Raw genomic sequence first — 25,726 nt, 5'->3', positions numbered from 1 at the left:
GCGAAAGGAAACGAGCCCGTCATGATTCTGCCTTGGCTAATCCTGATCCCCTTCATCGGCGGCCTGCTGTGCTGGATGGGTGAGCGCTTCGGCGCTACCCTCCCCCGCTGGATTGCGCTGTTGACCATGACCCTGGAACTCGCCCTCGGCCTCTGGCTGTGGGCCCACGGTGACTATTCATTTGCTCCGGCGCCTGGCGCCGATCCGACCTGGGCGCTTGAGTTCAAGCACGTCTGGATCCAGCGCTTCGGCATCAACGTGCACCTGGCCCTCGATGGCCTGTCGCTGCTGATGATCCTGCTGACCGGTCTGCTGGGTATCCTGTCGGTACTCTGCTCATGGAAAGAGATTCAACGTCACGTTGGCTTCTTCCACCTGAACCTGATGTGGATCCTGGGCGGCGTTGTCGGCGTGTTCCTCGCCCTCGACCTGTTCATGTTCTTCTTCTTCTGGGAAATGATGCTGGTGCCGATGTACTTCCTCATCGCGCTCTGGGGTCACAGTTCTTCGGACGGCAAGAAAACCCGTATCTACGCGGCGACCAAGTTCTTCATCTTCACTCAGGCTTCCGGCCTGATCATGCTGGTGGCGATCCTGGGTCTGGTACTGGTCAACTACAACAGCACCGGCGTGATCACCTTCAACTACGCCGATCTGTTGAAGACCAAGATGTCGATGACCACCGAGTACATCCTGATGCTCGGCTTCTTCATCGCCTTCGCGGTCAAGCTGCCAGTGGTTCCGTTCCACTCCTGGCTGCCTGACGCTCACGCCCAGGCGCCGACTGCAGGTTCCGTCGACCTCGCCGGTATCTTGCTGAAAACCGCGGCCTACGGTCTGCTGCGTTTCGCCCTGCCGCTGTTCCCGAACGCGTCGGCCGAGTTCGCGCCGTTCGCCATGGCCCTGGGCCTGGTCGGGATCTTCTACGGTGCGTTCCTGGCGTTCGCCCAAACCGACATCAAGCGTCTGATCGCCTTCTCGTCCGTTTCCCACATGGGTTTCGTACTGATCGGCATCTACTCCGGCAGCCAACTGGCGCTGCAAGGTGCAGTGATCCAGATGCTGGCACACGGTCTGTCGGCAGCGGCACTGTTTATCCTCAGCGGTCAGTTGTACGAGCGCCTGCACACTCGTGACATGCGTGAGATGGGCGGTCTGTGGTCGCGTATCGCTTACCTGCCGGCGATCAGCCTGTTCTTCGCAGCCGCCTCCCTGGGTCTGCCGGGCACCGGTAACTTCGTCGGCGAGTTCCTGATCCTGATCGGTACCTTCGCCAGTGCTCCTTGGATCACCGCGATTGCCACGTCCGGTCTGGTGTTCGGTTCGGTCTACTCGCTGATCATGATCCACCGCGCTTACTTCGGTCCGGCCAAATCGGATTCGATCCTGCACGGCATGGACGGTCGCGAACTGATCATGGTGCTTGGCCTTGCGGCACTGCTGATTTACCTCGGCGTCTACCCGCAACCGTTCCTCGACACCTCTGCCGCCACGATGCATGGCGTGCAGCAGTGGCTCGGCACCGCCTTCACTCAACTCGCTTCGGCCCGGTAAGAGCGCTATGGAATTCACGATTCAACACTTTATTGCGCTTGCGCCACTGTTGATCACCAGCCTCACCATTATCGTGGTGATGCTGGCAATCGCCTGGCGCCGCAACCACTCGCAGACCTTCCTGATTTCGGTGGCAGGTCTGAACCTGGCCTTGCTGTCGATCCTGCCGGCACTGAAAGTCGCGCCTCTGGCCGTGACCCCATTGCTGCAGATCGACACCTTTGCCTGCCTGTACATGGCGCTGATCCTGGTCGCCACCCTCGCCTGCGTAACCCTCGCCCACGCCTACCTCGGCGATGGCGGTTCGGGTTACCCGGGCAACCGTGAAGAACTGTACCTGCTGATCCTGATGGCCGCCGCCGGTGGTCTGGTTCTGGTCAGCGCGCAGCACCTGGCCGGGTTGTTCATCGGTCTGGAACTGCTGTCGGTGCCGGTCTACGGTCTGGTGGCCTACGCCTTCTTCAACAAGCGTTCGCTGGAAGCCGGCATCAAGTACATGGTGCTATCGGCCGCCGGTTCGGCGTTCCTGCTGTTCGGTATGGCACTGCTGTACGCAGACTCGGGCTCTCTGAGCTTCGTCGGTATCGGTCAGGCACTGGCCGCAACCGGCCTGCCTAGCTCGCTGGCACAACTGGGCCTGGGCATGATGCTGATCGGCCTGGCGTTCAAACTGTCGCTGGTACCGTTCCACCTGTGGACGCCGGACGTGTACGAAGGTGCTCCGGCACCGGTGGCCGCGTTCCTCGCCACCGCTTCGAAAGTGGCTGTGTTCGCGGTAATGGTTCGTCTGTTCCAGATCTCCCCTGCCGCAAGCAGTGGCGTACTGAGCAACGTACTGACCATCATCGCCATCGCCTCGATCCTGTTCGGTAACCTGCTGGCCCTGACTCAGAGCAACCTCAAGCGTCTGCTCGGTTACTCCTCCATCGCGCACTTCGGCTACCTGCTGATCGCACTGGTGGCGAGCAAGGGTCTGGCGGTGGAAGCCATCGGCGTGTACCTGGTCACCTACGTGATCACCAGCCTCGGTGCGTTTGGCGTGATCACCCTGATGTCCTCGCCGTACAACGGTCGCGACGCAGATGCGCTGTACGAATACCGCGGCCTGTTCTGGCGCCGTCCGTACCTGACCGCCGTACTGACCGTGATGATGCTGTCCCTGGCCGGTATCCCGCTGACCGCAGGCTTCATCGGCAAGTTCTACATCATCGCTACCGGTGTCGAATCGCACCAATGGTGGCTGGTCGGTTCGCTGGTTCTGGGCAGCGCCATCGGCGTGTTCTACTACCTGCGCGTGATGGTCACCCTGTACCTGATCGAACCGAACCTGCGCCGCCATGACGCCCAACTGCACTGGGAACAGAAAGCAGGCGGCGTGATGCTGCTGGCAATCGCCCTGGTTGCGTTCTTCCTCGGCGTCTACCCACAACCGTTGCTGACCCTGGTTCAGCAGGCGGGTCTGGCGGGCTGATTGCTCTGCTGGAATGGGCTACAAACAGAAACGGCACCTTCGGGTGCCGTTTTTGTTTTTGTGGGATTTGTTACCGCTGCTTTGTTCTCTTGCTGAATTTCCCGAAAACTCGCGCAAGACTGTCAGGTCCGTCCTACAGCCAGAATTGAGGGTGTGCCTCTATCCTGAGTGCCTGCGGAAAACATCAATCGAGGCAAAACAGATAATGAAACGCGAGACCTTTTACGAGTTGGTCGATGGTTATGGCGCTTTTGCGGGTGGATGCCAGAACGAAGTCCCGCCTGCGCGCTACAACGAAAAACCTCCCCTTGCGTCATTCATCTGCACTGAAGCTTCGTTCAACTTTGCAGCCCCACGGAGTTCTGGCTATATTTGTCCAGAATACGAGGGACGAACCATGATCATTGTTCCGTTGGCCGAAGCCAAAAACAATTTATCCAAACTGGTCGATGACGCAGCCGCCGGGCAAATCATCACTATCGCCAAGCATGGCCGGCCACTTGCTCGTCTGGTTCCAGTGGAACGGCCACGCGGACAGCGAATTGGCGCGATGAAGGGCAAACTTGTCGTGACCGACGACTTCGATGCAGCCCTGCCGGACGATCTGCTGGAGGCCTTTGAAGGCCAGAAAGCATGAGGGTGTTACTCGATACCCATGTGTTGCTCTGGGTACTCGCCGATGATCAGAAGCTATCCGGTAAAGCCAGACAACTCATCAATAATGCAGCTGAAATCTACGTCAGTGCCGCGACGTTCTGGGAAATGGCGATCAAGGTCGGCTTGGGAAAACTGAGCGTTGATCTGGAGGAGATTCGGCGATATTGCGTCGAAAGCGGGTTCATTGAGTTACCTGTTTCATCAGAACACGCGATTGCGGTGAAGGATCTGGAGTCTCACCACCGAGACCCGTTCGACCGCCTTATTGTGGCAACTGCCATGACTGAGCCCATGAAGCTTCTCACTGCAGATCCCATCGTTGCCAAATACACTTCATTGGCCATTTTGATCTAGCCCTCGCGACAGTCGCGTTGAAGCGTTGCTAGCGCAATAAAAAACGGCACCTTCGGGTGCCGTTTTTGCGTTTATGCCATCACAATTTCTTCACCATAGGCACGCAAGCCAGTTGAAGACCTGAAGGCGATTGATAAACCGCACTCCCCTCCCCGACGTAACCGCAGCGCCTGTAGAAACCGGCGGCATTCAAGGTCGCATCCAGACAAACCTCTGCCAGCCCCAGATCCCGTGCCAGCGCTTCAAGAAAGTGCAGCACTCGCTTGCCCAGACCGCGCTGCATGAAATCCGGATGGATGAAGATTGCGCCGATTTCGCGGTGCTCAAAATCGAGCATGCCGGTTGCCACGGGCTCACCCTCAAAGTAACCCAGATAGAAATGCTTTTGCATGAGCGTGTCGTAACCGTCTGCCGCCGAGCCCTTTGTCCAGTCGAGCATTTGCTGCTCGCTGTAGACACCGATGCATTGATGCCGGATCGCCAGTCGCCGAATCTCGAACGCTATCCCGGCATCGTTCGGGGTGGCTCTTTTCATTTCGAACATTTCTCTCTCCTTGAGCCATGTGCGGACGGGCAATGAAAAAGCCCCGTCCATTTCTGGCGGGGCTTTGGGTAACACGTCATCTACCAGACATGCATGACCTTATGGCCCGCCGGAAGCGGTCATAGAGGAGCACATCATGGTCATTCGATGTTGGGCAGTCATGGCTGGATAGTGCTGCGGATTGTTCGGTCACGTCAATTGCAAGGTTCCTCCCTATTCAGTCGAATGCTCCCACCACACTGGTCGATTCGTCCTACAGGCGTTTTTACGATCGGTGACTACCGCTGAAAAGGGGGCGAAAAGGATGGCCTGGAGGCCTTGACCAATTCGATCATCGGGACAAAACTATACGCAGGTAACGTACAGAACATGGATGCTCTTTTTATCGAATTACCCGCGTTCCAGAAGCACCGGGACGATTACCTGGATGATGATCTGTTCCGCAGCTTTCAGTTGGAGCTGCTGAAAAATCCTGAAGCGGGCGATCTTATCGAAGGCACGGGCGGGCTGCGTAAAATTCGCTTCTGCGACCAACGACGCGGTAAAGGCAAGCGCAGCGGATTGCGAGTGATTTATTACTGGTGGTCTGGTTTTGACCAATTCTGGCTGTTCACCGTGTACAGCAAAAACGAGCAAGACGATCTGTTGCCTTCCCAGAAAAGAGTCTTCAAACAGGCGCTGGATACAGAAATCAACACGAGAACCCAAATATGAAACGTGACATTTTTTCCGAATTGATGGAGGGCCTTGAGGCTTTGGCCGACGAGCGCCAAGGCAAGGTCACCCTTCGCACCCACAAAGTCCAGTTACCAAAGCTGTTGCCTATCACTGCCGAGGAAGTTGTTGCGATCCGCCAACAACTCAACCTCTCCCGGTCAGTGTTCGCCATGTACCTGCGAACCAACACTCGAACCCTCGAAAACTGGGAACAAGGGCGAGCAACGCCAAATGCCCAAGCGACGACACTCATTCGACTGGTCGAGCGTTTTCCACAAACGATCGACCACCTTGCAGCTCTGACCTGACTTCCGGGACCTAACGAAATTGTAATTCCCCGATCACCTTGGCGTTATCCGCAGCCTGCAACGATGTCACCCGGCGACTCTCCCGGCGGGCCCTTGCCCGTCGAACAATAAAACCCACGCCGACGCACGTTCCCGTTCTGCCGAACCCAAGGAGTGATTGATGGTTAACCATACAAAAATGTCGATGGCCGCTTTAGCAGTGGTTGTCGGCGCCGGGCCGTCCACCGTATTTGCAGAAGAAAAACCCGAAGGGTTTATCGAAGGCAGCAGCCTGACGGTGCTCAACCGCAACTTCTATTTCAATCGTGATCACCGCAACGGCCAGTCCAGTCCTACCGGCAATGGCTATTCCGAAGCCTGGGCCCATGCGGTCATCAGCAAGTTCGAATCCGGCTTCACCCAAGGCACCGTTGGGGTCGGTGTCGATGCGTTTGCCATGATTGGTCTGAAACTCGACACCGGTGATGGGCGCAACGGTGGCCGCAGTTCGTTCGATGTATTGCCGGTCGACAGCGAAGGCAAAGCGCGGGACGAATACACCAAGGTCGGCGGTGCCGCCAAAGTGCGGGCCTTCGATACGGTGGTGAAAGTCGGCGATGTGTTCCCGGCCAACCCAGTGGTTGCAGCAGGTGATTCGCGACTGCTGCCGGAAAGCTTTCGCGGCGTGACGGCGACCAACACCAGCATCGAAGGTTTGTCGATTCAGGGCGGCCGGCTGCATGCGATGAGTCAGCCGGTGTCCAGCGACATGCGCGAAAACTTCGCGACATTCTATGCCGGCCCGGTCAACTCACCGTGGATCGCCTACGGTGGCGGCGATTATGCGCTGAACAAAAACCTGAGTTTCAGCCTGTACTCCAGTCGCCTGAAAGATGCCTGGAACCAGTACTACGCCGGCACCGCCTGGACGTATCCGCTGTCCGATGACCTGTCGCTGTTCGGCGGCCTGAACTATTACAAGGCCGTCGACGAAGGCAAACAGTTACTCGGCAAATTCGACAACAACATATGGAGCGGCCGGGTCGGCGTGAAACTCGGCGCGCATTCCGTCGCCCTCTCCCACCAGCGCAACAACGGCAACGACGACTTCGATTACCTGCGTCAGTCCGACTCAATCTTCCTCGACAACTCCATCCAGTACAGCGACTTCAACTCGCCGAAAGAGCGTTCATGGATGGTGCGCTACGACCTCGACATGACCAATTACGGCGTGCCGGGCCTGTCGTTCATGACCCGTTATGCCCGCGGCACCGACGCCGATTACTCCAACGCCAACGCCGTGTACATGCGCCGCGATGCCGACGGCAATCCGCTGACCGACCAGAAGCGCTGGGAGCGTGACATCGAAGTCAAATACGTGGTGCAAAGCGGTTCGATGAAAGATCTGTCGCTGCGTCTGCGCCAGGCCACCACCCGTGCCACGGCATTCGAGTCCGATCTGGATGAAGTACGTGTGATTGTCGAATACCCGCTGGCGATTCTCTGAGTTTCACGAGCAATGCCCATTCACCTTTAGAAGCTCCTTGCTCCTTTGGTAAGAGGTGAATCTTTGGCGTCCTTCGGGACGCCTTTTTTATGCCTGAAAAAAAGCCCGACTCACTGAACATGAACCGGGCGTTTGAGCCGCTATCGGCGCTATCCACCCTGCTGACGGCAGGTGCCCATTACGCTGTACGTGACCGTGTTGAGCTGCCCTTTGGAATCTTCATAAGTCATCGCGGCTGGTACAACTGCACATTCATTCTTCGGTCGGACAACGCTCACCACTTTCTTCACGTCCAGCTTCATCCCGTACTCGTATTCCTTGATCACTGGTGCCGCTTTGCCCTGGGCGGCCGCGTACTGCTCCATGGCTTGGGCATTGGCGCTGAGCGCCCGGTCGAACGTCTTGTCTCCGCCCCCTTCGGCCAACGCATTCAAAGACATTGCCATGACACTGGTGAACGCCAACAGCTTCAGAATTTTCATATTCATCTCCTTCAAAACACGACTCATAAAAAAGCCCACCATCGATGCGCGATGACGGGCTCATTCAATGGCAGCACGCTTACAGGTCTTGGGTCTTGTCGTCCTTTTTGTCATTTACGACGACAGGGTCGCGGGCCTTTTCCTTGGCCACAAACAGCTCCACGGAGCGGTCGTTGGCGGTCATCATTCGGTCGAAAGTGCGGTCACCGCCACCTTCGGCCAACACCAGCGAAGACATCATCAGGGCCACGGCAAACGCGCCAATCTGTGCAACTTTCATCTTTGATTCCTCATTTAAGTAACTGACGGGATCAAGGTAACAATCCGAACCTTTCGTGACGGTGGCGCCGAAATTACATATCCGTTATGTAGAAAGGCCCGCAATGGCGGGCCTGTTGTTAAGCCAGGAAGTGACTAGGCCGCAGCGGGCGATTCCTCATCCCGGCGATGCGCAAGCTGATACAGCGCCGGCAATATCAACAACGTGAGGATGGTCGAGGACAGGATCCCGCCAATCACCACCGTCGCCAGCGGTCGCTGCACCTCGGCCCCGGTGCCGGTCGCAAGAGCCATCGGAATGAAGCCCAGGGACGCCACCAGCGCGGTCATCAGCACCGGCCGCAATCGCGTCAGCGCGCCTTCGTGAATCGCCTCGGAAAGCGAACGCCCCTCCTCGCGCAAATTGCGTATGAACGCGATCATCACCAGTCCGTTGAGCACCGCCACACCGGACAACGCGATAAAACCGACGCCCACCGAAATCGACAACGGAATGTCCCGCAACCACAACGCCATGACCCCGCCGGTCAACGCAAACGGAATCCCGGTGAACACCAGCAAGCCGTCCTTGAGGTTGTTGAACATCATGAACAGCAGCCCGAACACCAGCAGCAACGCCACCGGCACCACGATCTGCAAGCGTTTGGCCGCCGATTGCAGTTGCTCGAACTGACCGCCCCAGGTGGTCCAGTAACCCGCCGGCACCTGCACGTCGCGCTCGATCACCTCGCCCGCCTCGGCGACGAAAGAGCCGATATCCCGCCCACGCACGTTGGCGCTGACGATCACCAGGCGTTTGCCGTTCTCGCGGCTGACCTGATTCGGCCCCAGCACCAGATCGAGGCTGGCGACGTCCTTCAGCGCAATGAAACCGATCTGACTGGCCGCCTCACCGCCAGCCGCCGGCACCGGAATCAACAGCGCCGACAACCCGTCGATGTCCTTGCGCATGGCGTCGGACAACCGCACCACCATGTCGAATCGACGGTCGCCTTCATACAGCGTCCCGGCCTTTTGCCCACCGACGGCCACCGCAATGGTGTCCTGCACATCGCCGACGTTGAGCCCGTAACGCGCAGCCTTGTCGCGATCGATGTTGATGGTCAGCACCGGCAGGCCGGTGGTTTGCTCGACCTTGACCTCGGACGCGCCATTCACCTTCTGCATCGCGGCGGCAATCTTCGCCGCCGTGGCGTTGAGCACGTCCATGTCATCCCCAAATACCTTGACCGCCACGTCGCTGCGCACACCGGAAATCAGCTCGTTGAAGCGCAACTGGATCGGCTGCGACAGTTCATAGTTGCTGCCCGGCAACGTCGCGGCAGCTTGTTGCAGTTCGGCCATCAGGGTTTCGCGGGACTTGCCCGGGTCCGGCCTCTGGTCTTTCGGTTTGAGCATCACGTAGCTGTCGGAAATGTTCGGCGGCATCGGGTCGGAAGCGATTTCCGCGGTGCCGGTACGGGCGAACACGCGCTCGACTTCCGGCACTTTATTGAGAATCAACGTTTCCAGTCGCTGCTGCATGTCCACCGATTGCGTCAGGCTGGTGCCCGGTACGCGCAACGCCTGCAAGGCAAAATCGCCTTCACTGAGACTCGGCACAAACTCGCTGCCCATGCGGCTGGTGACCACGCCACTGAGCACGATCACGCCCAACGCCGCACCGACCGCCATCGCCCGATGGGACATGACCCAGGCCAGCGCCGGTGCATAGACGCGACGCGCACCGCGCATCACCACACCCTCTTCTTCCTTGACCTTGCCGGTCACGAACAGCGCAATCGCCGCCGGCACAAAGGTCACGGACAAGAGCATCGCACCGAGCAACGCGATGACCACAGTAAACGCCATCGGGTGGAACATTTTCCCCTCGACGCCGCTCAGGGCGAAGATCGGCAGGTACACGACCATGATGATCAACTGGCCGAAAATCAGCGGTCGCCGCGCCTCTTTCGCTGCCGCAAACACTTCATGGAAACGCTCGGATCGCGTCAGCAGTCGTCCGTGATGCAGCTGCGCATGAGCCAGCCGTCGCAGCGTATTTTCGACGATCACCACCGCGCCATCGACGATGATGCCGAAGTCGAGCGCGCCGAGACTCATCAGGTTGGCGCTGACCTTGTTGCTGAACATGCCGGTGAAGGTGAAAAGCATCGACAGTGGAATCACCATCGCCGTGATCAGCGCAGCGCGGATGTTGCCGAGGAACAGAAACAGAATCGCGATGACCAGAATCGCGCCTTCGACGAGGTTCTTCTTCACCGTGGCGATCGCTTTATCGACCAGATGCGTGCGGTCATAAACCGGCACCGCGACCACGCCGTCGGGCAAGGATTTGTTGATCTGATCGAGCTTGGCGGCGACTGCCTGAGAGACCGTGCGACTGTTTTCGCCGATCAACATGAACACCGTACCCAGCACCACTTCGCGGCCATTTTCCGTGGCGGCGCCGCTACGCAGTTCGCGGCCGATATCTACGGTGGCGACGTTCTTGATGCGGATCGGCGTGCCGTCGACATTGGCCATGACGATGTTGGCGATGTCTTCGGTGCTCGCCACTTGCCCGGGTGCGCGAATCAGCAATTGCTCGCCGCTGCGCTCGATGTACCCGGCGCCGACGTTGGCGTTGTTGCGCTCCAGCGCCGTCACCAGATCGGTGAGGGTCAGTTTGTAGGCCGCGAGTTTTTTCGGATCGGGGGCGATCTGGTACTCCTTGGCAAAGCCGCCGATGGTGTTGATCTCGGCCACGCCGGGGACGTTGCGCAATTGCGGTTTGATGATCCAGTCCTGGATAACACGCAGATCGGTCGGCGTGTAAGGCGTGCCGTCGTCCTTCAGCGCGCCTTCCTTGGTCTCGACCGTCCACAGAAATATCTCGCCAAGCCCGGTGGAGATCGGCCCCATCACCGCCTCCACGCCCTCGGGCAACTGCTCCTTGGCCGACTGCAATCGCTCGTTGACCAATTGCCGGGCGAAGAACAGATCGGTGCCGTCCTTGAAGATCACCGTGACCTGGGACAACCCCGAACGCGACAGCGAACGGGTCTGCTCCAGCGCCGGCAGGCCGGCCATCGCGGTTTCAATCGGGAACGTAATGCGCTGTTCGGTTTCCAGCGGCGAGAACCCGGCCGCACCGGTGTTGATCTGCACCTGGACGTTGGTGATATCGGGCACAGCATCGATCGGCAGTTTCTGGTAACTGGCGATGCCGAGGCCGGCCATGAGCAGAACGGCGAGCAGCACGATGATGCGCTGCTCGATGGCAAACTGGATCAGGCGTTCAAACATGGGAGTCTTCCGCGATTAATGACTGTGCTCGGCCGAGGCTTTGCCCAGCTCCGATTTGAGGACGAAGCTGCCGGCGCTGGCGACTTGCACGCCCGGTTCCAGCCCGGCGGTGACTTCCACCTGACCCGCCGCGCGACTGCCTAGCTCCACCGCTTGGGCCTTGAAGCCGTCGTCGGTGCGGATGAACACCGTGGGTTTGTCCTCGACGGTCTGGATCGCGGTTTCCGGTACGGCGACCTTGGCCTGGCGGCTGTCCGTGGCGACCAGCGCGGTGACAAACAGGCCGGGACGCCATGAGCCTTGCGGGTTTTCCAGGGTAACGCGCACGGTCGCGGTACGGGTCTGTTCGCCGAGCAGGCTGCCAACGTAAGCCACGGTGCCGGTCACTTCAGCGTTCAATTCCGCCGCGCTGACGGTGACGGGTTTGCCCACTTGCACCTTGTTCAGGTCCTTCGGTGACACGCCGAACGTGACCCACACCCGCGACAGATCCGAAAGCGTGAACGCTGCCGTGGTTTCATCGACCACCTCCCCAGGCGTCAGGTGTTTTTCCACCACCACACCATCGAACGGCGCACGCAGTTCATAGCGATTGCCGCCGGTGGCGACCACGCTGCCACTGAGCACACTGATCTTTTGCCGGGCGTTGTTCAGGGCGATTTCGGCTTCTTCCAGAGCTTGACGCGCCTGGAGGAAATCCTGCTCGGCGGAGATCTTGTCCTGCCACAGTTTCTTCTCGCGTTCGAACGTCGTCCGGGCCAAGGCCAGACGGCGTTGCGCGGCCGCCTGTTCGCTGCGCTGATCGGAAATCTGCTGACTGGCGATCACGGCCAGCAACTGACCTTTCTTCACCGACTGCCCGAGATTGACCGACACCGACTCGACCACCCCCGGTACGCGCGGTACCACATGCGCGGTGCGGTCCTCGTCGAAGCGCACTTCACCGGGGAACGGCAGGCCGAGACTGATGCGCTGCGCTCGCACTTCGGCCAGTTGAATCCCCGCCGCCGTGATCTGTTCGGCCGTCAGTTCGATGTGCCCTTCTTCGCCATGTTCGCCTTCAGCGGCGGCGCCTTCTTCGGCGTGATCCGCATGTTCAGAGGCTTCATCGGCATGCGCGTCGATGCCTGAGTTGCCCGCCCACATCGAGCCGATACCAATGCCCAACGCCAAGGTCGCCGCAGCGACCACGATCAGTTTTTTATCCATGGAAACTCCTCTGCGCCGTGCCGTCGCGCAGTGATCAGAAAATTGAAATTCAAGGGCTGACGCTGAGGTCGCCGAAGATGCGTTCGATGCGGACCCGGGCGTCGGTTGCCTCGCTCACCGCCTGGATGTATTGGGTGCGAGCGCTGATCAGCGTGCGCTGGGCGTCAAGCACGTCGAGGAAGCCGAACTTGCCCATTTCGAAACCGCGAGTGGCGCTGTCCACCGCACTTTGCGCGGCGGGCAGGATGGTCTGGTCGAACGCCTTGATTTCGCCGTTGGCGGTCTGCCACTGCTCCAGCGTGGTCTGGATTTCCGTGCGCAATCGCAACTCGGTGGCGTTGCGTAGATCCCGTGCCTGATCGGTACGCCGCGCCGCCGCCAGCACATTGCCCTGATTGCGGTTGAACAACGGAATCGGCATCGACAGCCCGACCACATTGACCCGCTCGCGCTCGGTTTCGCTGTACTGGCTGCCGATGCTGACGGTGAGATCGGGTATCCGCTGGGACTTTTCCAGCCCCAGCGACGCCTCGCGCTGGTCAATCTGCAACCTGGCCAGGCGCAGCTCCGCTGTTTCGTTCAGGCGCTCAAGCAAACGGGTGGGTGGAGGGACGTTGGGCAGGCTTTGATTCGCGGCTTGCACCGTGGTCGAGGTCGGCAACGGTGCGCCCATGACCTGCGCCAATTGCTGATACGCATTGGCCTGATCGCGCTCGGCACGGCTCAGCTCCAGGCGCACTTCCGAGAGCTGCACCTGGGCGCGCGTGCCTTCCACCGGCGACGACTTGCCCGCCTCGATCCTCCCCTGCGCCACACGCAAACCGTGCTCGGCGAGTTGCTGCGACTGCCGGGCCAGTTGCAAACGTTGCTGCGCGGTCTGCGCACCGTTGAACGCTTGAAGCACGTCGGCACGCAGTGCGTTGCGCTTGCGCTCCAGTTCGATGCCGGCGGCATCCTGCGCACGACTCGCCACATCAATCCGCGCGCCACGCTTGCCGCCCAGCTCGATCGGCTGGCTGAGCATCACCGTGGTGGTGCGCGACTGGCGCCGGGTGTCCTCGGCCTCCCACGAAACCTCGGGGTTGGGAATCAGCCCGGCCTGCTTGCGGTCACCTTCGGCAATGCCGATTTCCCACTGTGCAGCGGCCAGATCCGGGTTGCCGGCGAAGGCGGTTTGCAGGGCCTGATCCAGGGTCAGGGTCGAAGCACCGGCAAGGCTTGTACAGGCCAACAACAAGAGGCCGCTGGCGGTTTTTCTCAGGCGTGATCGCGCCGTCCGTTCTATTAAACCGGGCAATGGAAGGCTTCCTTCAATAAAGAATCGTTGATGACGCCACGGTAGAGTTTTGAACTTATCGACAAGGTGACGTGAACATTACAAATCCGTTATCCAGGGTTTATCGAAGTTTTTTTGCTCTAGGATTTGAAGTTCGAATGGCTTTGTTGCAATACACGGAAACAAATGAACGTTAGTTATCCGCCGAACAGCACTTGCCGAAATCGAAGTCATGAGAAATTCGCTTTTCTGCTGCGACAGGCTGTCGCGGATGGCCGACTTAAAGGCCTCAGGCGTTGACTCTGTAGCCACTACAGCCTTTACCGTGCACGCCATTGAGTTATTGAAAGCGTCCGGAAGCCCCTACAAAAACAACAACTTTCCCGGCCACCTTAATTAATTATCCATTGAATAAAAGTGGTGATAAATCATGCGAATCCTTGTCGTCGAGGACGAGCTTAAAGCTGCCGAATACTTGCATCAGGGCCTGACCGAAAGTGGATATATCGTTGACCACGCTGTTAACGGCGCTGATGGTTTGCACCTGGCGCAACAACAGGTTTATGACCTGATCATTCTGGATGTGAACCTGCCGGAACTCGACGGCTGGGGCGTACTGGAACAACTGCGCCGCACCCACTCCACCCGGGTGATGATGCTCACCGCGCGCGGGCGGCTGGCGGACAAGATCCGGGGGCTGGACCTGGGCGCCGACGACTATCTGGTCAAGCCGTTCGAGTTTCCGGAACTGCTGGCCCGGGTGCGCACCCTGATGCGCCGCAGCGAAAACATCCCGGTGCCGCAGGTGCTCAAGGTCGCCGATCTGGAGCTCGATCCGGGCCGTCACCGGGCGTTTCGTGGCCAGCAACGCATCGACCTGACCACCAAGGAGTTTGCCCTGCTGCATCTACTGATGCGCCAGTCTGGTGAAGTGCTGACCCGCACCCAGATCATCTCACTGGTGTGGGACATGAATTTTGACTGCGACACCAACGTGGTCGAGGTCTCGATCCGCCGCTTGCGGGCGAAGATCGACGACCCGTTCGACAGCAAACTGATCCATACCCTGCGCGGTGTCGGCTATGTGCTGGAGGCACGGGAATGAAGCCGGTCAGCCTGTCGCTGCGGCTGGGTCTGACAGTCAGTACTCTCGGTGCGCTGCTGGTGGTGTTCCTGGCGATCCTCGCGTATTTCGCCCTGACCCATGAACTGAACGCGTTGTCCCGTGACAGCCTGGAAAAGAAGATGGCGCAGGTGGAGCACAGCCTGTCGCTGTACGTCGATGCCAATGAAGTCAGTGGCAAGCCGCACATTCTGCTCGATCAGGTCATGGGCCATGACAACCTGACGCTGACGATCTATGACCGAGGCAATTTGCGCTCGCCGCTGCTCAAGTCCGGCTCGGGGTTGACGGATCCACGGATTGAATTGAAAGCAGTACGCGCGACGACCGATCAGTTGACCTACACCGACAGCGTCGATGCTGAAGGCGCGAAGTTTCTCACCGCCTCGAAACTGATTCGCCTGAAGGACGGCAGCAACGTGCCGGTGCTGTTGTCGATGGACAATGCCCACGACCAGGCCTTGCTCAGCGCCTACCTGCGCTCGACGCTGATTGCCTTGCCGTTGCTGCTGGTGTTCATCGGCCTGACCGCCTGGGGCGCGGTGCAGCGCGGACTGGCGCCGCTGCGCGAGTTTCGCAAAGTGGCGGCCAGGGTGACCACCCAGGACCTCGACCATCGGCTTTCAGTGGTGAACATGCCTCAGGAGCTGAGTGAACTGGCGCAAGGCATCAACGTGATGCTCGATCGACTGGACAGCGGCGTGCAGCAGTTGTCGCAGTTCTCCGATGATCTGGCCCACGAACTGCGCACGCCGATCAACAACCTGATGGGCAAGGCTCAGGTCACGCTGTCGCGGGAACGCTCGGTCGAGGAATACACCGACGTCCTGGTGTCGAGCACCGAAGAACTGGAACGCATCGCGCGGATTGTCTCGGACATGTTGTTTCTGGCCCAGGCCAGCCAGCCGATGGCCCACGCATCGTTCGAACCGATAGCGCTGGAAGACGAAGCGCTCAGGGTGGCCGAGCTGTTTTCCCTGTCGGCGCAGGACAAGCAGATCCATCTGAAAGTGGTCGGCAGCGCGCAGGTCTCGGGCGACCGGCTGATGATCCAGCGGGCGATATCGAACCTGCTGTCCAATGCCCTGCGCCACTGCCCCGCCGGCAAAACCGTTTCACTGTTCATCGAGCAGGCGCCAACGCAGGTGGCACTGAGGGTGAGCAATCCCGGCACCGGCATCGAAGCGCAGCACTTGCCGCATCTGTTCGACCGTTTTTACCGGGTCGACAGCAGCCGCACTCGCTCGCAGGGCAGCACCGGTCTGGGGCTGGCCATCGTGCGCTCGATCATGAGCCTGCATTCGGGCACCGCGCAGGTGCAGAGCCGTCCGGGAGCGATGACGGTTTTCAGTCTGGTGTTCCCCGTGTTCGCAGAAAAGCATTAAGACCCTCAAACAGATTTGTGCGGTGTTTTCTCAATCTCCATCGGAAGAATCACCGCACACATCCGCCATAAGTCTTCGCAAACCTTTCAGTGCGAATTTTCGTCGACCTAGCGATGAAACGTCTGACAAAGGCATGAAACAAAACGTTGTCGAGGGCTAATGCATCGTCGCTTCGCTCGTCTCCAACCACCCCGTCCACCCCCTCTAAAACAAGCCTTTACGTCGATCGTGGCGTGTCTACTCACAATTTGTCAGTAGGTACTTCGGCGCTCCCAAAAAACGCGATTGGAAACCTCTGGTCATCTTTGACCTCATCGTCGCTGTGCTTCTAGATTCGGCTCTCGCTTGAAACCGTTCACTCAACAGACAACCAGGAAGCACACACCATGAGCGCCATTGGATGCATGAACACAAACCCGATCCATAAACCCGATATCGCCTGACGGCCAACTCAACATGACCTTTTCCCTGCAAGGCAGAGGCTATTACCCGACCGGCGATGGCCATCAACTCTACTGGGAACGCCATGGCATTTCGGGGGGCGAACCGGTGTTTTTCCTGCATGGTGGACCCGGCGGGCGCTGCAGCCGTCATCATCTGGATTTCTTCGACCTGCACCGTTTCGACATCATCCTGTTCGACCAACGCGGGTGCGGGCGCTCGACGCCTTACGGCGAACTGCGCGACAACACAACGGGACTGTGTGTCGAAGACATCGACACCCTGCGCCAGCACTTCGGGTTCGAGAAAATCAGCCTGCTGGGCGTTTCGTGGGGTAGCTGGCTGGCAATCCAGTACCAGCAGCGCTATCCGCAACATCTGCTTAAAACCACACTGGTCTCGGTGTTCGTACCTTTCGCCGCCAATGTCCGGGCGTACGATCAGGCACTCAATGACGGGTTGGCACAATCGCCTCAAGCGACGTCAGGCCATCGCGCCAGGGACATCTACCGGATACTCGGTGAAGGCTGCCCATTGCAACAGCGTGTCGCCGCCATTGAATGGTTGAACGGGGTTTTGCGCCGCACGGGGCAGACGGTTTGCCCCGGCACGCTGGAGCGTTTCGTCGATCAGGAAGCAGTGCTCGCGATCCGTCTGGAGCTGCATTACCACCTGCAAGGCTATTTCTTCCAGCCAGGGGACCAGGATCTGTCCCTCGACGACAACACCCTGCTGATCCAGGGCATTCGGGATACCTTCGGCATGGCCAGCGTGCGCTGGCTCAGGCAACGCATGAACATTCACTGTCGTTTGCTGCACGCCGGGCACAACGCCTTTGAAGGCGCCATCCTCAAAGCCGTACGCCGGGCGGTGAAACGTGAAATCGAGGGCTGAAAAAAACGGCACCCGAAGGTGCCGTTCTGTTCCCCAAAAACGCTTACTTGCGTGCAGCCTCCCACGACTTGAGCAGTTCGTTGTAGCTCACGGTTTCGCCTTTCGGTTTCTCGTTGGCCAGTTTTGGTTTTGGTGCGCCGGGTTGGTCGAACCAGTATTGCGCGTCGCGCTCGGGGTTCATTTTCGGGGCGCAAGTGGCTTGGGCCTTGGAGCGTTCCAGACGGGTCATGATGGCGTCCTGATCCTTGGCCAGACCGTCGAGCGCCTGTTGCGGGGTCTTGTCGCCGCTGGCCGCTTCGGCGATGTGGCTCCACCACAGTTGTGCCAGACGTGGATAGTCCGGCACGTTGGTGCCGGTCGGCGTCCATTGCACGCGGGCCGGGCTGCGGTAGAACTCGACCAGACCACCGAGTTTCGGTGCCAGGTCGGTCATGGCTTGCGAGTTGATGTCCGACTCGCGGATTGGCGTCAGGCCGACGATGGTTTTCTTCAGCGACACGGTTTTCGAGGTCACGAACTGCGCGTACAGCCAGGCCGCGAGTTTCTGTTTCTCAGGCGTGGACTTCATGAAGGTCCAGGAACCCACGTCCTGATAACCCAGCTTCATGCCCTCTTCCCAATAAGGACCGCGTGGCGACGGCGCCATCCGCCATTTCGGTGTGCCGTCGGCGTTGACCACCGGCAGGCCCGGTTTGGTCATGTCGGCAGTGAACGCGGTGTACCAGAAAATCTGCTGAGCGATGTTGCCCTGGGACGGTACGGGGCCAGACTCGGAGAAGGTCATGCCCGCCGCTTCCGGTGGCGCGTAAGCCTTGAGCCAGTCCACATACTTGGTCGTGGCGAACACCGCCGCCGGGCCGTTGGTGTCGCCGCCGCGGGTCACGCTGGAGCCCACCGGATGGCAGTCCTCGACGCGAATGCCCCACTCGTCCACCGGCAAGCCGTTGGGCAGGCCCTTGTCGCCACCACCGGCCATGGAGAACCAGGCATCGGTGAAACGCCAGCCCAGCGACGGGTCCTTCTTGCCGTAGTCCATATGCCCGTAGATGCGTTTGCCGTCGATTTCCTTGACGTCTTCGCTGAAGAACTTGGCGATGTCTTCATAGGCGGACCAGTTCACCGGCACGCCCAGTTCATAGCCGTACTTTTCCTTGAACTTGGCCTTCAGGTCGGCGCGTTCGAACCAGTCGGCACGGAACCAGTACAGGTTGGCAAACTGCTGGTCGGGCAATTGATAGATCTTGCCATCCGGCGCAGTGGTGAAAGAGATGCCGATGAAGTCCTTGATGTCGAGGGTCGGCGAGGTGAAGTTCTTGCCTTCGTTGGCCATCAGGTCGGTGATCGACTCGGTCTTGCCGTAGCGAAAGTGCGTACCGATCAGGTCCGAGTCGTTGACCCAGCCGTCGTAGATGTTCTTGTCCGACTGCATCACGGTCTGCATTTTTTCCACGACGTCGCCTTCTTGCAGCAGGTCGTGGGTCAGCTTGATCCCGGTGATTTCGGTGAAGGCCTTGGCCAGCACCTTCGATTCATATTCGTGGGTGGTCAGGGTTTCGGAAACGACCTTGATTTCCATCCCGCGAAACGGCTCGGCGGCCTTGATGAACCACTTCAGTTCTTCGAGCTGCTGATCGGCCGTCAGGGTCGACGGCTTGAACTCGCTGCCGATCCATTTTTTTGCCGCGTCTTCGTACGCATCAGCCCAGGCGGTTGCGCTCAAACCGCTGAGTGCCAGCATGGCTGCCAATGAAATGCTATGTCGCAGCTTATTGTTTTTGTCGAACATAGAGACCTCCTGTTTAAGTTCTGGAGCACGATTGCCGAGCGATTCGACTAGCCCCAACGCATCACAGCCAACAGCCACACCAGGGACAACGCGGACGCTACCCAGATGCTCCAGTCGGTCACGCCGATTACCAGCAGGTGCAGGTAGGCGCTGCCGAGAAGACCGATGAACAAGCGATCGCCACGGGTGGTGGCAATCGGCAGAAACCCTCGCCGCAGGATGCTCGGCGAGCGCAGTTCCCAGGTGGTCATGCCCACCAGGATCAAGCCAATCACGATGAAAAATGCCGCCGTCGGGACGGTCCAGCTCATCCATTCCATCATCAGCTCCTCAGACCCGGCCCAGGGCAAAGCCCTTGGCCACGTGGTTGCGAACAAACCAGATCACCAGCATGCCCGGCAGGATGGTGAGCACCCCCGCCGCCGCCAGCACGCCCCAGTCGATACCGGACGCCGACACCGTGCGCGTCATCACCGCTGCGATCGGCTTGGCGTTCACCGAGGTCAGCGTGCGCGCCAGCAGCAGTTCGACCCAGGAAAACATGAAGCAGAAAAACGCCGTCACCCCGATCCCGGAGCCGATCAGCGGGATGAAGATCTTCACGAAGAACTTGGGAAAGCTATAGCCATCGATGTAGGCGGTTTCGTCGATTTCCTTGGGCACGCCGGACATGAACCCTTCGAGAATCCACACCGCCAACGGCACGTTGAACAGGCAGTGCGCCAGTGCCACCGCGATGTGAGTGTCGAACAGACCAATCGACGAATACAGCTGGAAAAACGGCAGCAGAAACACCGCCGGCGGCGCCATGCGGTTGGTCAGCAGCCAGAAGAACAGGTGCTTGTCGCCGAGAAAGCGATACCGGGAAAACGCATAAGCCGCTGGCAACGCCACGCTCAGGGAAATCACCGTGTTCAGGCTCACGTAGTACAGCGAGTTGAGGTAACCGGTGTACCAGCTCGGATCGGTGAAGATCACCTTGTAGTTGTGGAAGGTGAAATCCTGGGGAAACAGCGTCAGGCCGCCGAGGATTTCGGTGTTGCTCTTGAACGACATGTTCAGCAGCCAGTAGATCGGCACCAGCAGGAACAGGATGTAGAGCAGCAGTGGAATAAGCTTTCTTTTGCTCATGGCCGGGCCTCAGCGGTTGGCGTCGCTGTGGGTCATGGCGGTATAGAACAGCCAGGACACCAGCAGGATGATCAGGAAGTACACCAGCGAAAAGGCTGCCGCTGGCCCCAGGTCGAATTGGCCTACAGCCATCTGGGTCAACGTCTGACTCAAGAAGGTCGTGGCATTGCCCGGCCCGCCGCCGGTGAGCACGAACGGCTCGGTGTAGATCATGAAGCTGTCCATGAAACGCAGCATCACCGCGATCAGCAGCACGCTCTTCAACTTGGGCAACTGGATGTGGCGGAACACCGCCCAGGCCGAAGCCCGGTCGATCCGCGCCGCCTGGTAATACACATCAGGAATCGCCCGCAGCCCGGAGAAACACAGCAGCGCCACCAGCGAGGTCCAGTGCCACACGTCCATCACCAACACCGTGACCCAGGCGTCCATGGTGTTGGCCGCGTAGTTGTAGCTGATACCCATGGCGTTGAGGCTCGAACCCAACAGGCCGATGTCCGCACGACCGAAGATCTGCCAGATGGTGCCGACCACGTTCCATGGAATCAGCAACGGAATCGCCAGCACGATCAGCACCACCGACGACCAGCGGCCCTTGGTCGGCATCGTCAGGGCGATGGCGATTCCGAGGGGGATTTCGATCAGCAGCACGCACGCCGAGTAGATGAACTGGCGCAGCAACGAGTCGTGCAGACGCGGATCAAGCAGCACTTGCTTGTACCAGTCAGCGCCGACGAAGTAGCGGCTGGACTGGTCGAAGATGTCCTGCACCGAGTAATTGACCACGGTCATCATCGGGATCACCGCACTGAAGGCCACCAGCAGGAACACCGGCAGCACCAGCCACCAGGCCTTGTTGTTCTGCACCTTGTTCATGGCTGTACCTCTTCGCTGGCTTCGAGCAGGAACTCATCGGCATAGACCATCAGCCACTGCGCCGGGAAACTGATATACGCCGTGCCCTGCGGCACCGGTTTGTCTTCGGCCAGACGCACTTTCAGCGGTGCACCGTCCAGATCCAGGGTCATGATCTTGTAGGTGCCGAGGTCTTCGACGTGTACGACCCGTGCCTGCATTGCGTCATCGAATGGCTCGTCCCACACATGGATGAACTCGGGACGGATGCCGACCTTCAGATTTTTCCATTGGCCGTGTTCGATATGCCGTTGCAGCGCGTCGGACAGCGGCAGATGGGTCGAGTTGAAACCGACGCCCCCCGGTTGCGGCTGCACCTCGATCAGGTTCATCCCGGGGCTGCCGATGAAGTAGCCGACAAAGGTGTGGCTCGGCCGCTCGAACAATTCCCGGGGTGTGCCGAACTGGACGATCTGGCCGCCGTACATCACCGCGATCTTGTCGGCGAAGGTCGAGGCCTCCAGTTGGTCGTGGGTGACGTAGACCATGGTGATGTTGAACTGCTCGTGGATCTGCTTGAGCTTGCGCCGCAGTTTCCATTTCAGGTGCGGGTCGATCACCGTCAGCGGTTCATCGAAGAGGATCGCCGAGACGTCGTCGCGCACCAGACCACGGCCCATGGAGACTTTCTGTTTTTCGTCGGCGGTGAGGTTGCGCGCCTTTTTGCTCAGCAGGTTCTGCAGGTCGAGAACTTCGGCGATTTCCTGCACCTTGCTGTGGACTTTGGCCTCGGCCATGCCCTGGTTGCGCAGCGGGAAGGCCAGGTTGTCGAACACGGTCATGGTGTCGTAGACCACCGGAAACTGGAAAACCTGCGCGATGTTGCGCTTCTCCGGGGTCAGGTCGTTGACCGCTTTGCCGTCGAACAGCACGTGGCCCTGAGACGGGCTGAGCAGGCCGGAAATGATGTTGAGCAACGTCGACTTGCCGCAACCCGACGGCCCGAGCAAGGCATAGGCGCCGCCCTGCTCCCAGATGTGATCCATCTCGCGGATCGCATAGTCCTCTGGCCCGGCGGGAGTACTGGTGTAACTGTGGGCGAGGTGTTGCAAACGGATTTCGGCCATCAGGCAACCCTCGCGACGCGCCGGCCCGGTGCCTGCACCAGACGGCCCTGCGCATCGAACACAAACAGTTTATGGGTCGGGATATAGATGCGGATCGGCGCATCGACGTCGTATTCGTGAACGCCCGGCAAGTGCAGCACCAGCAGGAAATGCTCGTTGCGCACGTGCAGGAAGGTTTCCGAACCGCTGATTTCCGCTACCTCGACGGTCACCGCCAGTTCCAGGTCGTCGTCGTTGCTCGGCACCAGCGAGATATGGCTCGGGCGTACGCCGAAACGAAACTCGCCTTCGCCCACCGGGCGCAGATCGACGTTCAACGGGAAGTGCACGAAGTTGGCGAAACTCACTTCGTTGCCGGCGATGCGCCCCGGCATCAGGTTGATCGGCGGTTCGGAAAACAATTCGGCGGCCAGCACCGTTTGTGGCTGGTGATAGACCTCGGTCGACGGGCCGCTCTGGATCACCCGGCCTTCGTGAAGAATGGTGGTGGTGCCGCCCAGCGCCAGCGCTTCGTTGGGCTCGGTGGTGGCGTAGATGGCGATGGTGTGGCGCGCCTTGAACAGCTCGCGCATTTCCTGGCGCAGTTCTTCGCGCAGTTTGTAGTCGAGGTTGACCAGCGGTTCATCGAACAGAATCAGCTCGGCATCCTTGACCAGCGCCCGGGCCATGGCCGTGCGCTGTTGCTGGCCGCCGGAGAGCTCCAGCGGATAGCGCTTCAGGAACTTCTCGATGCGCAGCATCTTCGCGGTTTCCTGCACCTTGCTCTGGATCTGCTCATTGGAGATCCCGGCCTGGCGCAGCGGCGACGCGATGTTCTCGAACACCGTCATGGTCGGGTAGTTGATGAACTGCTGATAGACCATCGACACGTTGCGCAGACGCACCGGACGCTGGGTAACGTCGACGCCGTTCATCAGGATGCGACCGCTGTCGGGCTTGTCCAGACCGGCCATCAGCCGCATCAGGCTGGTCTTGCCGGACAGCGTGCGTCCGAGCAGGACATTGAAGGATCCAGGTTCGAATTTCAGGCTCGCATCGTCGATCCAGGTCTGGCCCTCGACGGTGCGGCTGACGTGCTCCAGGGTGAGTGACATGGCTCGGCCTTTTTATTATTGGAGTCAAGCGACGTGTGCAGTAGAGCGACATTCGTGCCAGAAATCCCAAGCCGTTGATTCGCCGCGAAAATCGCCGAAAACGCGGGCAAACCACCTTCATTGCTGAACACATTTGAACAGTTCAACGATTGACAATGAACAATAGTGAACAACACTCTATCGATGCTTTTCAGGTCCCAAGGGGCCTCATAACAATAATAAAAACGCTGCTTTCAGAGGCTGACTGTCATGGCCGCACCTGTCCCGCCGCTTTCCCACGAGGCCATCGTTCAGGACTCCTGGTCCCGTTGCCGCGCCTTCGGCCTCAAGCATCAAAGCGTCCCGGCGTTCGATCAGTTGCCCTCCACCAGCATCGCCCGGTTGCTCGACAGTCACCATTCGCTGGTGCAGACCACCCACCAGGAAGTGCTGCCGTACTACGAGAACATCCTGAGCAATTCCAACTGCCTGATCATGCTGGCCGACAATCAGGGCCAGGTCCTGACGTCCTGGGGCACCCAGCGCTTTATCGAGCCGAACCTGGCGCGAGGGTTTCAGGCCGGCGCGAGCTGGATGGAGCGCTCAAGCGGCACCAATGCGATCGGCACGGCGCTGGCCTGCGAGCAGGCGGTGCACATCGAGCACGACGAGCACTTCCTCAAGGCCAACCGCTTCATGACCGGTTCCGCCGCGCCGATCTTCAATGCCGAGCGCAAAGTCATCGCCGTGCTCGATGTGTCCAGCGACAGCTACCTGCCGCCCTCGCACACCCTCGGCATGGTCAAGATGATGAGCCAGACCGTGGAGAACCGGCTGATCCTCAACCTGTTCCACGGCCAGCACTTTCAACTGACCTTCAACACCGGGTTGAACAACCTCGACAGCCAATGGGCGGGTCTGCTGATTTTCGATGAAAGTGGTCAGGTGTTGTCGGCCAACCGCCGGGCCGACAATCTGTTGGGTGTGCGCTTGTCGCGGGTGAGTGTCGAGAGCCTGTTCAAGGTGTCGTTGCTGGAATTGCTCAATCAGCCTGACGGCTTGCCGTTTTCCTTGCAGACGTCGGGCCGCAACCGATTCCAGTGCCTGTTGAAACGGCCTAAACAGGCACCGATTCAGGCGCGGGTGTTCGCTGAAGCCAAAGCCACCGAACCGACAGTCGCCGCCCCCACGGCCATCAGCCTGAGCACCCTGCACTTCGGCGACAGCCGTGTGGAGAAAGCCGTGCGTCAGGCCGAACGCCTGCTGGAGAAAGATATTCCGCTGTTGATTCACGGTGAAACCGGGGTCGGCAAGGAAGTGTTCGTCAAAGCCCTGCACCAGGCCAGTTCTCGCAGCAAACAGGCATTCATCGCCGTGAACTGCGCAGCGATTCCCGCCGAACTGGTGGAGTCCGAGCTGTTCGGCTACGAGAAAGGCGCCTTCACCGGTGCCAACCAGAAAGGCAGCATCGGCCTGATCCGCAAGGCTGACAAAGGCACGCTGTTCCTCGACGAAATCGGCGACATGCCGCTGCCAACCCAGGCCCGCCTGCTGCGGGTGTTGCAGGAGCGTTGCGTGCAACCGGTGGGCAGCAGCGAATTGTTCCCGGTGGATCTGCGGATCATTTCCGCCACCAACCGCTCGTTGCGCGAGCAGGTGCAACTGGGGCGGTTTCGCGAAGATTTGTACTACCGCATCGGCGGCCTGACCCTGGAACTGCCGCCGCTGCGCGAACGCAGTGACAAGCAGGCGCTGTTCAAACGTTTGTGGGAACAGCATCGCGAGCCGACGCAATGGGCTGGATTGAGCCGAGAGGTGCTGGAGCTGTTCGACCGTCACCCGTGGCCGGGCAACCTGCGTCAAGTCAGCAGCGTGATGCAGGTGGCGCTGGCCATGGCCGAAGAGCAACCGGTAAGGCCTGAGCATTTGCCGGATGATTTTTTTGTCGATCTGGAGATGGAGCCGCTGGATACGCCAGAGCCCTTGGGGATCGATCTGAATGACAGCGAGGCGTTGAGTCGGGAGTTGCAGGCGGCCGGGGGCAATATTTCCCATCTGGCGCGGCGGTTGGGGGTCAGTCGTAATACGCTCTACAAGCGCTTGCGTCAGGCTGAGTGATCGTGGGCCGAGGCACGTCAAATCGTCGCTCCCACATTAAATTTTCGTCATCTGCGGTTTCGTCCACGACACGAATCCCCCGTGAGAGTGAGCCTGCCCGCGTTGACGCCAGTGCGGCCATCAAAAACCATCCAGCCCACCCATTGACCACACCGACTAGACTGTGAC

Annotated in this window: 23 protein-coding genes; 11 read left to right on the top strand and 12 right to left on the bottom strand. The window is 59.5% G+C overall.

Features of this window, described 5'->3' with window-relative positions:
* The first annotated feature begins 21 nt into the window (after window positions 1–21).
* The 4 genes from nuoM to AC07VV_RS20610 all read left to right on the top strand — a co-directional run bounded on the left by nuoM (window position 22) and on the right by AC07VV_RS20610 (window position 4,036).
* Window positions 22–1,554, top strand: a complete 1,533-nt coding sequence (nuoM, locus tag AC07VV_RS20625; RefSeq protein WP_249486943.1) for an NADH-quinone oxidoreductase subunit M — start codon at window positions 22–24, stop codon at window positions 1,552–1,554.
* A 7-nt stretch (window positions 1,555–1,561) separates the two neighbouring features.
* Window positions 1,562–3,025 (top strand): NADH-quinone oxidoreductase subunit NuoN, encoded by a 1,464-nt coding sequence (nuoN, locus tag AC07VV_RS20620; protein WP_249486945.1) that lies wholly within the window; start codon window positions 1,562–1,564, stop codon window positions 3,023–3,025.
* A gap of 205 nt (window positions 3,026–3,230) precedes the next feature.
* Window positions 3,231–3,662, top strand: a complete 432-nt coding sequence (locus tag AC07VV_RS20615) for a type II toxin-antitoxin system Phd/YefM family antitoxin (RefSeq protein WP_495037323.1) — start codon at window positions 3,231–3,233, stop codon at window positions 3,660–3,662.
* Window positions 3,659–4,036, top strand: coding sequence for a type II toxin-antitoxin system VapC family toxin (locus AC07VV_RS20610; RefSeq protein ID WP_495037322.1), 378 nt, complete (start codon window positions 3,659–3,661; stop codon window positions 4,034–4,036). Before AC07VV_RS20615 ends, AC07VV_RS20610 begins: the two co-directional genes overlap by 4 nt.
* A gap of 79 nt (window positions 4,037–4,115) precedes the next feature.
* Here AC07VV_RS20610 and AC07VV_RS20605 read toward each other — a convergent pair whose 3' ends face one another.
* Complete coding sequence (locus AC07VV_RS20605) at window positions 4,116–4,580, bottom strand: GNAT family N-acetyltransferase (protein WP_495037338.1); 465 nt, start codon at window positions 4,578–4,580, stop codon at window positions 4,116–4,118.
* Between the two features lie 369 nt (window positions 4,581–4,949).
* Between AC07VV_RS20605 and AC07VV_RS20600 the strand changes: the two genes are divergently transcribed.
* The 3 genes from AC07VV_RS20600 to AC07VV_RS20590 all read left to right on the top strand — a co-directional run bounded on the left by AC07VV_RS20600 (window position 4,950) and on the right by AC07VV_RS20590 (window position 7,091).
* The gene (locus tag AC07VV_RS20600; protein WP_096822369.1) at window positions 4,950–5,294 is read left to right on the top strand and encodes a toxin; all 345 of its coding nucleotides are present in this window, start codon (window positions 4,950–4,952) and stop codon (window positions 5,292–5,294) included.
* Window positions 5,291–5,605, top strand: coding sequence for a helix-turn-helix domain-containing protein (locus AC07VV_RS20595; protein ID WP_007951468.1), 315 nt, complete (start codon window positions 5,291–5,293; stop codon window positions 5,603–5,605). Before AC07VV_RS20600 ends, AC07VV_RS20595 begins: the two co-directional genes overlap by 4 nt.
* 160 nt (window positions 5,606–5,765) lie before the next feature.
* Window positions 5,766–7,091 (top strand): OprD family porin, encoded by a 1,326-nt coding sequence (locus AC07VV_RS20590; protein WP_495037321.1) that lies wholly within the window; start codon window positions 5,766–5,768, stop codon window positions 7,089–7,091.
* A gap of 149 nt (window positions 7,092–7,240) precedes the next feature.
* Here the strand turns inward: AC07VV_RS20590 and AC07VV_RS20585 are convergent, their stop codons facing one another.
* The 5 genes from AC07VV_RS20585 to AC07VV_RS20565 all read right to left on the bottom strand — a co-directional run bounded on the left by AC07VV_RS20585 (window position 7,241) and on the right by AC07VV_RS20565 (window position 13,646).
* Complete coding sequence (locus AC07VV_RS20585) at window positions 7,241–7,573, bottom strand: DUF2790 domain-containing protein (RefSeq protein ID WP_495037320.1); 333 nt, start codon at window positions 7,571–7,573, stop codon at window positions 7,241–7,243.
* A gap of 79 nt (window positions 7,574–7,652) precedes the next feature.
* Window positions 7,653–7,853: a co-regulatory protein PtrA N-terminal domain-containing protein gene (locus AC07VV_RS20580; RefSeq protein WP_495037319.1), complete on the bottom strand. Its 201-nt coding sequence runs from the start codon at window positions 7,851–7,853 to the stop codon at window positions 7,653–7,655.
* A gap of 134 nt (window positions 7,854–7,987) precedes the next feature.
* Window positions 7,988–11,140, bottom strand: coding sequence for an efflux RND transporter permease subunit (locus tag AC07VV_RS20575; RefSeq protein ID WP_495037318.1), 3,153 nt, complete (start codon window positions 11,138–11,140; stop codon window positions 7,988–7,990).
* 15 nt (window positions 11,141–11,155) lie between these two features.
* The gene (locus AC07VV_RS20570) at window positions 11,156–12,349 is read right to left on the bottom strand and encodes an efflux RND transporter periplasmic adaptor subunit (protein ID WP_495037317.1); all 1,194 of its coding nucleotides are present in this window, start codon (window positions 12,347–12,349) and stop codon (window positions 11,156–11,158) included.
* Between the two features lie 49 nt (window positions 12,350–12,398).
* Window positions 12,399–13,646 (bottom strand): TolC family protein, encoded by a 1,248-nt coding sequence (locus tag AC07VV_RS20565; protein WP_495037316.1) that lies wholly within the window; start codon window positions 13,644–13,646, stop codon window positions 12,399–12,401.
* A gap of 409 nt (window positions 13,647–14,055) precedes the next feature.
* Here AC07VV_RS20565 and AC07VV_RS20560 point away from each other — a divergent pair, with 409 nt between their 5' ends.
* From AC07VV_RS20560 to AC07VV_RS20550, 3 genes are all read left to right on the top strand, one after another.
* The gene (locus AC07VV_RS20560) at window positions 14,056–14,730 is read left to right on the top strand and encodes a heavy metal response regulator transcription factor (protein WP_096822275.1); all 675 of its coding nucleotides are present in this window, start codon (window positions 14,056–14,058) and stop codon (window positions 14,728–14,730) included.
* The gene (locus AC07VV_RS20555; RefSeq protein ID WP_495037315.1) at window positions 14,727–16,133 is read left to right on the top strand and encodes a heavy metal sensor histidine kinase; all 1,407 of its coding nucleotides are present in this window, start codon (window positions 14,727–14,729) and stop codon (window positions 16,131–16,133) included. The genes AC07VV_RS20560 and AC07VV_RS20555 overlap by 4 nt, the downstream gene beginning before the upstream one ends.
* A 456-nt stretch (window positions 16,134–16,589) precedes the next feature.
* Window positions 16,590–17,468, top strand: a complete 879-nt coding sequence (locus AC07VV_RS20550; RefSeq protein WP_495037314.1) for an alpha/beta fold hydrolase — start codon at window positions 16,590–16,592, stop codon at window positions 17,466–17,468.
* Window positions 17,469–17,511: 43 nt separating this feature from the next.
* On the opposite strand, the gene AC07VV_RS20545 is transcribed toward AC07VV_RS20550, so the two are convergent.
* Genes AC07VV_RS20545 through AC07VV_RS20520 form a run of 6 tightly spaced genes read right to left on the bottom strand, consistent with a single transcriptional unit; the run spans window position 17,512 to window position 23,461 of the window.
* Window positions 17,512–19,254 (bottom strand): ABC transporter substrate-binding protein, encoded by a 1,743-nt coding sequence (locus tag AC07VV_RS20545; RefSeq protein ID WP_192558413.1) that lies wholly within the window; start codon window positions 19,252–19,254, stop codon window positions 17,512–17,514.
* Window positions 19,255–19,301: 47 nt separating this feature from the next.
* Window positions 19,302–19,574 (bottom strand): DUF2160 domain-containing protein, encoded by a 273-nt coding sequence (locus tag AC07VV_RS20540; RefSeq protein WP_039767461.1) that lies wholly within the window; start codon window positions 19,572–19,574, stop codon window positions 19,302–19,304.
* Between the two features lie 10 nt (window positions 19,575–19,584).
* Window positions 19,585–20,385 carry a carbohydrate ABC transporter permease gene (locus AC07VV_RS20535; protein ID WP_249486970.1) on the bottom strand — a complete coding sequence of 267 codons (801 nt, stop codon included), beginning with the start codon at window positions 20,383–20,385 and terminating at the stop codon, window positions 19,585–19,587.
* Between the two features lie 9 nt (window positions 20,386–20,394).
* Window positions 20,395–21,261, bottom strand: coding sequence for a carbohydrate ABC transporter permease (locus AC07VV_RS20530; RefSeq protein WP_007981247.1), 867 nt, complete (start codon window positions 21,259–21,261; stop codon window positions 20,395–20,397).
* Window positions 21,258–22,367 (bottom strand): ABC transporter ATP-binding protein, encoded by a 1,110-nt coding sequence (locus AC07VV_RS20525; protein WP_102622487.1) that lies wholly within the window; start codon window positions 22,365–22,367, stop codon window positions 21,258–21,260. Before AC07VV_RS20525 ends, AC07VV_RS20530 begins: the two co-directional genes overlap by 4 nt.
* Window positions 22,367–23,461, bottom strand: a complete 1,095-nt coding sequence (locus AC07VV_RS20520; protein ID WP_007951489.1) for an ABC transporter ATP-binding protein — start codon at window positions 23,459–23,461, stop codon at window positions 22,367–22,369. Before AC07VV_RS20520 ends, AC07VV_RS20525 begins: the two co-directional genes overlap by 1 nt.
* 249 nt (window positions 23,462–23,710) lie before the next feature.
* Here AC07VV_RS20520 and AC07VV_RS20515 point away from each other — a divergent pair, with 249 nt between their 5' ends.
* Window positions 23,711–25,558, top strand: coding sequence for a sigma-54-dependent Fis family transcriptional regulator (locus AC07VV_RS20515; RefSeq protein ID WP_495037313.1), 1,848 nt, complete (start codon window positions 23,711–23,713; stop codon window positions 25,556–25,558).
* Window positions 25,559–25,726 lie beyond the last annotated feature (168 nt).

It is taken from the genome of Pseudomonas sp. GW821-FHT02C04 (assembly GCF_059421845.1).
The sequence above is the reverse complement of the archived record's forward strand: the minus strand, read 5'-3'. Positions and strand labels throughout refer to the sequence as shown.

Excerpts from the sequence above, each read along its gene's own strand:
- nuoM (WP_249486943.1), top strand. The coding sequence starts at position 22 with ATGATTCTGCCTTGGCTAATCCTGATCCCCTTCATCGGCGGCCTGCTG.
- AC07VV_RS20525 (WP_102622487.1), bottom strand. The coding sequence starts at position 22,367 with ATGGCCGAAATCCGTTTGCAACACCTCGCCCACAGTTACACCAGTACT.
- AC07VV_RS20590 (WP_495037321.1), top strand. The coding sequence starts at position 5,766 with ATGGTTAACCATACAAAAATGTCGATGGCCGCTTTAGCAGTGGTTGTC.
- AC07VV_RS20600 (WP_096822369.1), top strand. The coding sequence starts at position 4,950 with ATGGATGCTCTTTTTATCGAATTACCCGCGTTCCAGAAGCACCGGGAC.
- AC07VV_RS20610 (WP_495037322.1), top strand. The coding sequence starts at position 3,659 with ATGAGGGTGTTACTCGATACCCATGTGTTGCTCTGGGTACTCGCCGAT.
- AC07VV_RS20585 (WP_495037320.1), bottom strand. The coding sequence starts at position 7,573 with ATGAAAATTCTGAAGCTGTTGGCGTTCACCAGTGTCATGGCAATGTCT.
- AC07VV_RS20545 (WP_192558413.1), bottom strand. The coding sequence starts at position 19,254 with ATGTTCGACAAAAACAATAAGCTGCGACATAGCATTTCATTGGCAGCC.
- AC07VV_RS20540 (WP_039767461.1), bottom strand. The coding sequence starts at position 19,574 with ATGGAATGGATGAGCTGGACCGTCCCGACGGCGGCATTTTTCATCGTG.
- AC07VV_RS20580 (WP_495037319.1), bottom strand. The coding sequence starts at position 7,853 with ATGAAAGTTGCACAGATTGGCGCGTTTGCCGTGGCCCTGATGATGTCT.
- AC07VV_RS20520 (WP_007951489.1), bottom strand. The coding sequence starts at position 23,461 with ATGTCACTCACCCTGGAGCACGTCAGCCGCACCGTCGAGGGCCAGACC.
- AC07VV_RS20605 (WP_495037338.1), bottom strand. The coding sequence starts at position 4,580 with ATGTTCGAAATGAAAAGAGCCACCCCGAACGATGCCGGGATAGCGTTC.
- nuoN (WP_249486945.1), top strand. The coding sequence starts at position 1,562 with ATGGAATTCACGATTCAACACTTTATTGCGCTTGCGCCACTGTTGATC.
- AC07VV_RS20555 (WP_495037315.1), top strand. The coding sequence starts at position 14,727 with ATGAAGCCGGTCAGCCTGTCGCTGCGGCTGGGTCTGACAGTCAGTACT.
- AC07VV_RS20570 (WP_495037317.1), bottom strand. The coding sequence starts at position 12,349 with ATGGATAAAAAACTGATCGTGGTCGCTGCGGCGACCTTGGCGTTGGGC.
- AC07VV_RS20595 (WP_007951468.1), top strand. The coding sequence starts at position 5,291 with ATGAAACGTGACATTTTTTCCGAATTGATGGAGGGCCTTGAGGCTTTG.
- AC07VV_RS20615 (WP_495037323.1), top strand. The coding sequence starts at position 3,231 with ATGAAACGCGAGACCTTTTACGAGTTGGTCGATGGTTATGGCGCTTTT.
- AC07VV_RS20515 (WP_495037313.1), top strand. The coding sequence starts at position 23,711 with ATGGCCGCACCTGTCCCGCCGCTTTCCCACGAGGCCATCGTTCAGGAC.
- AC07VV_RS20530 (WP_007981247.1), bottom strand. The coding sequence starts at position 21,261 with ATGAACAAGGTGCAGAACAACAAGGCCTGGTGGCTGGTGCTGCCGGTG.
- AC07VV_RS20535 (WP_249486970.1), bottom strand. The coding sequence starts at position 20,385 with ATGAGCAAAAGAAAGCTTATTCCACTGCTGCTCTACATCCTGTTCCTG.
- AC07VV_RS20575 (WP_495037318.1), bottom strand. The coding sequence starts at position 11,140 with ATGTTTGAACGCCTGATCCAGTTTGCCATCGAGCAGCGCATCATCGTG.
- AC07VV_RS20550 (WP_495037314.1), top strand. The coding sequence starts at position 16,590 with ATGACCTTTTCCCTGCAAGGCAGAGGCTATTACCCGACCGGCGATGGC.
- AC07VV_RS20560 (WP_096822275.1), top strand. The coding sequence starts at position 14,056 with ATGCGAATCCTTGTCGTCGAGGACGAGCTTAAAGCTGCCGAATACTTG.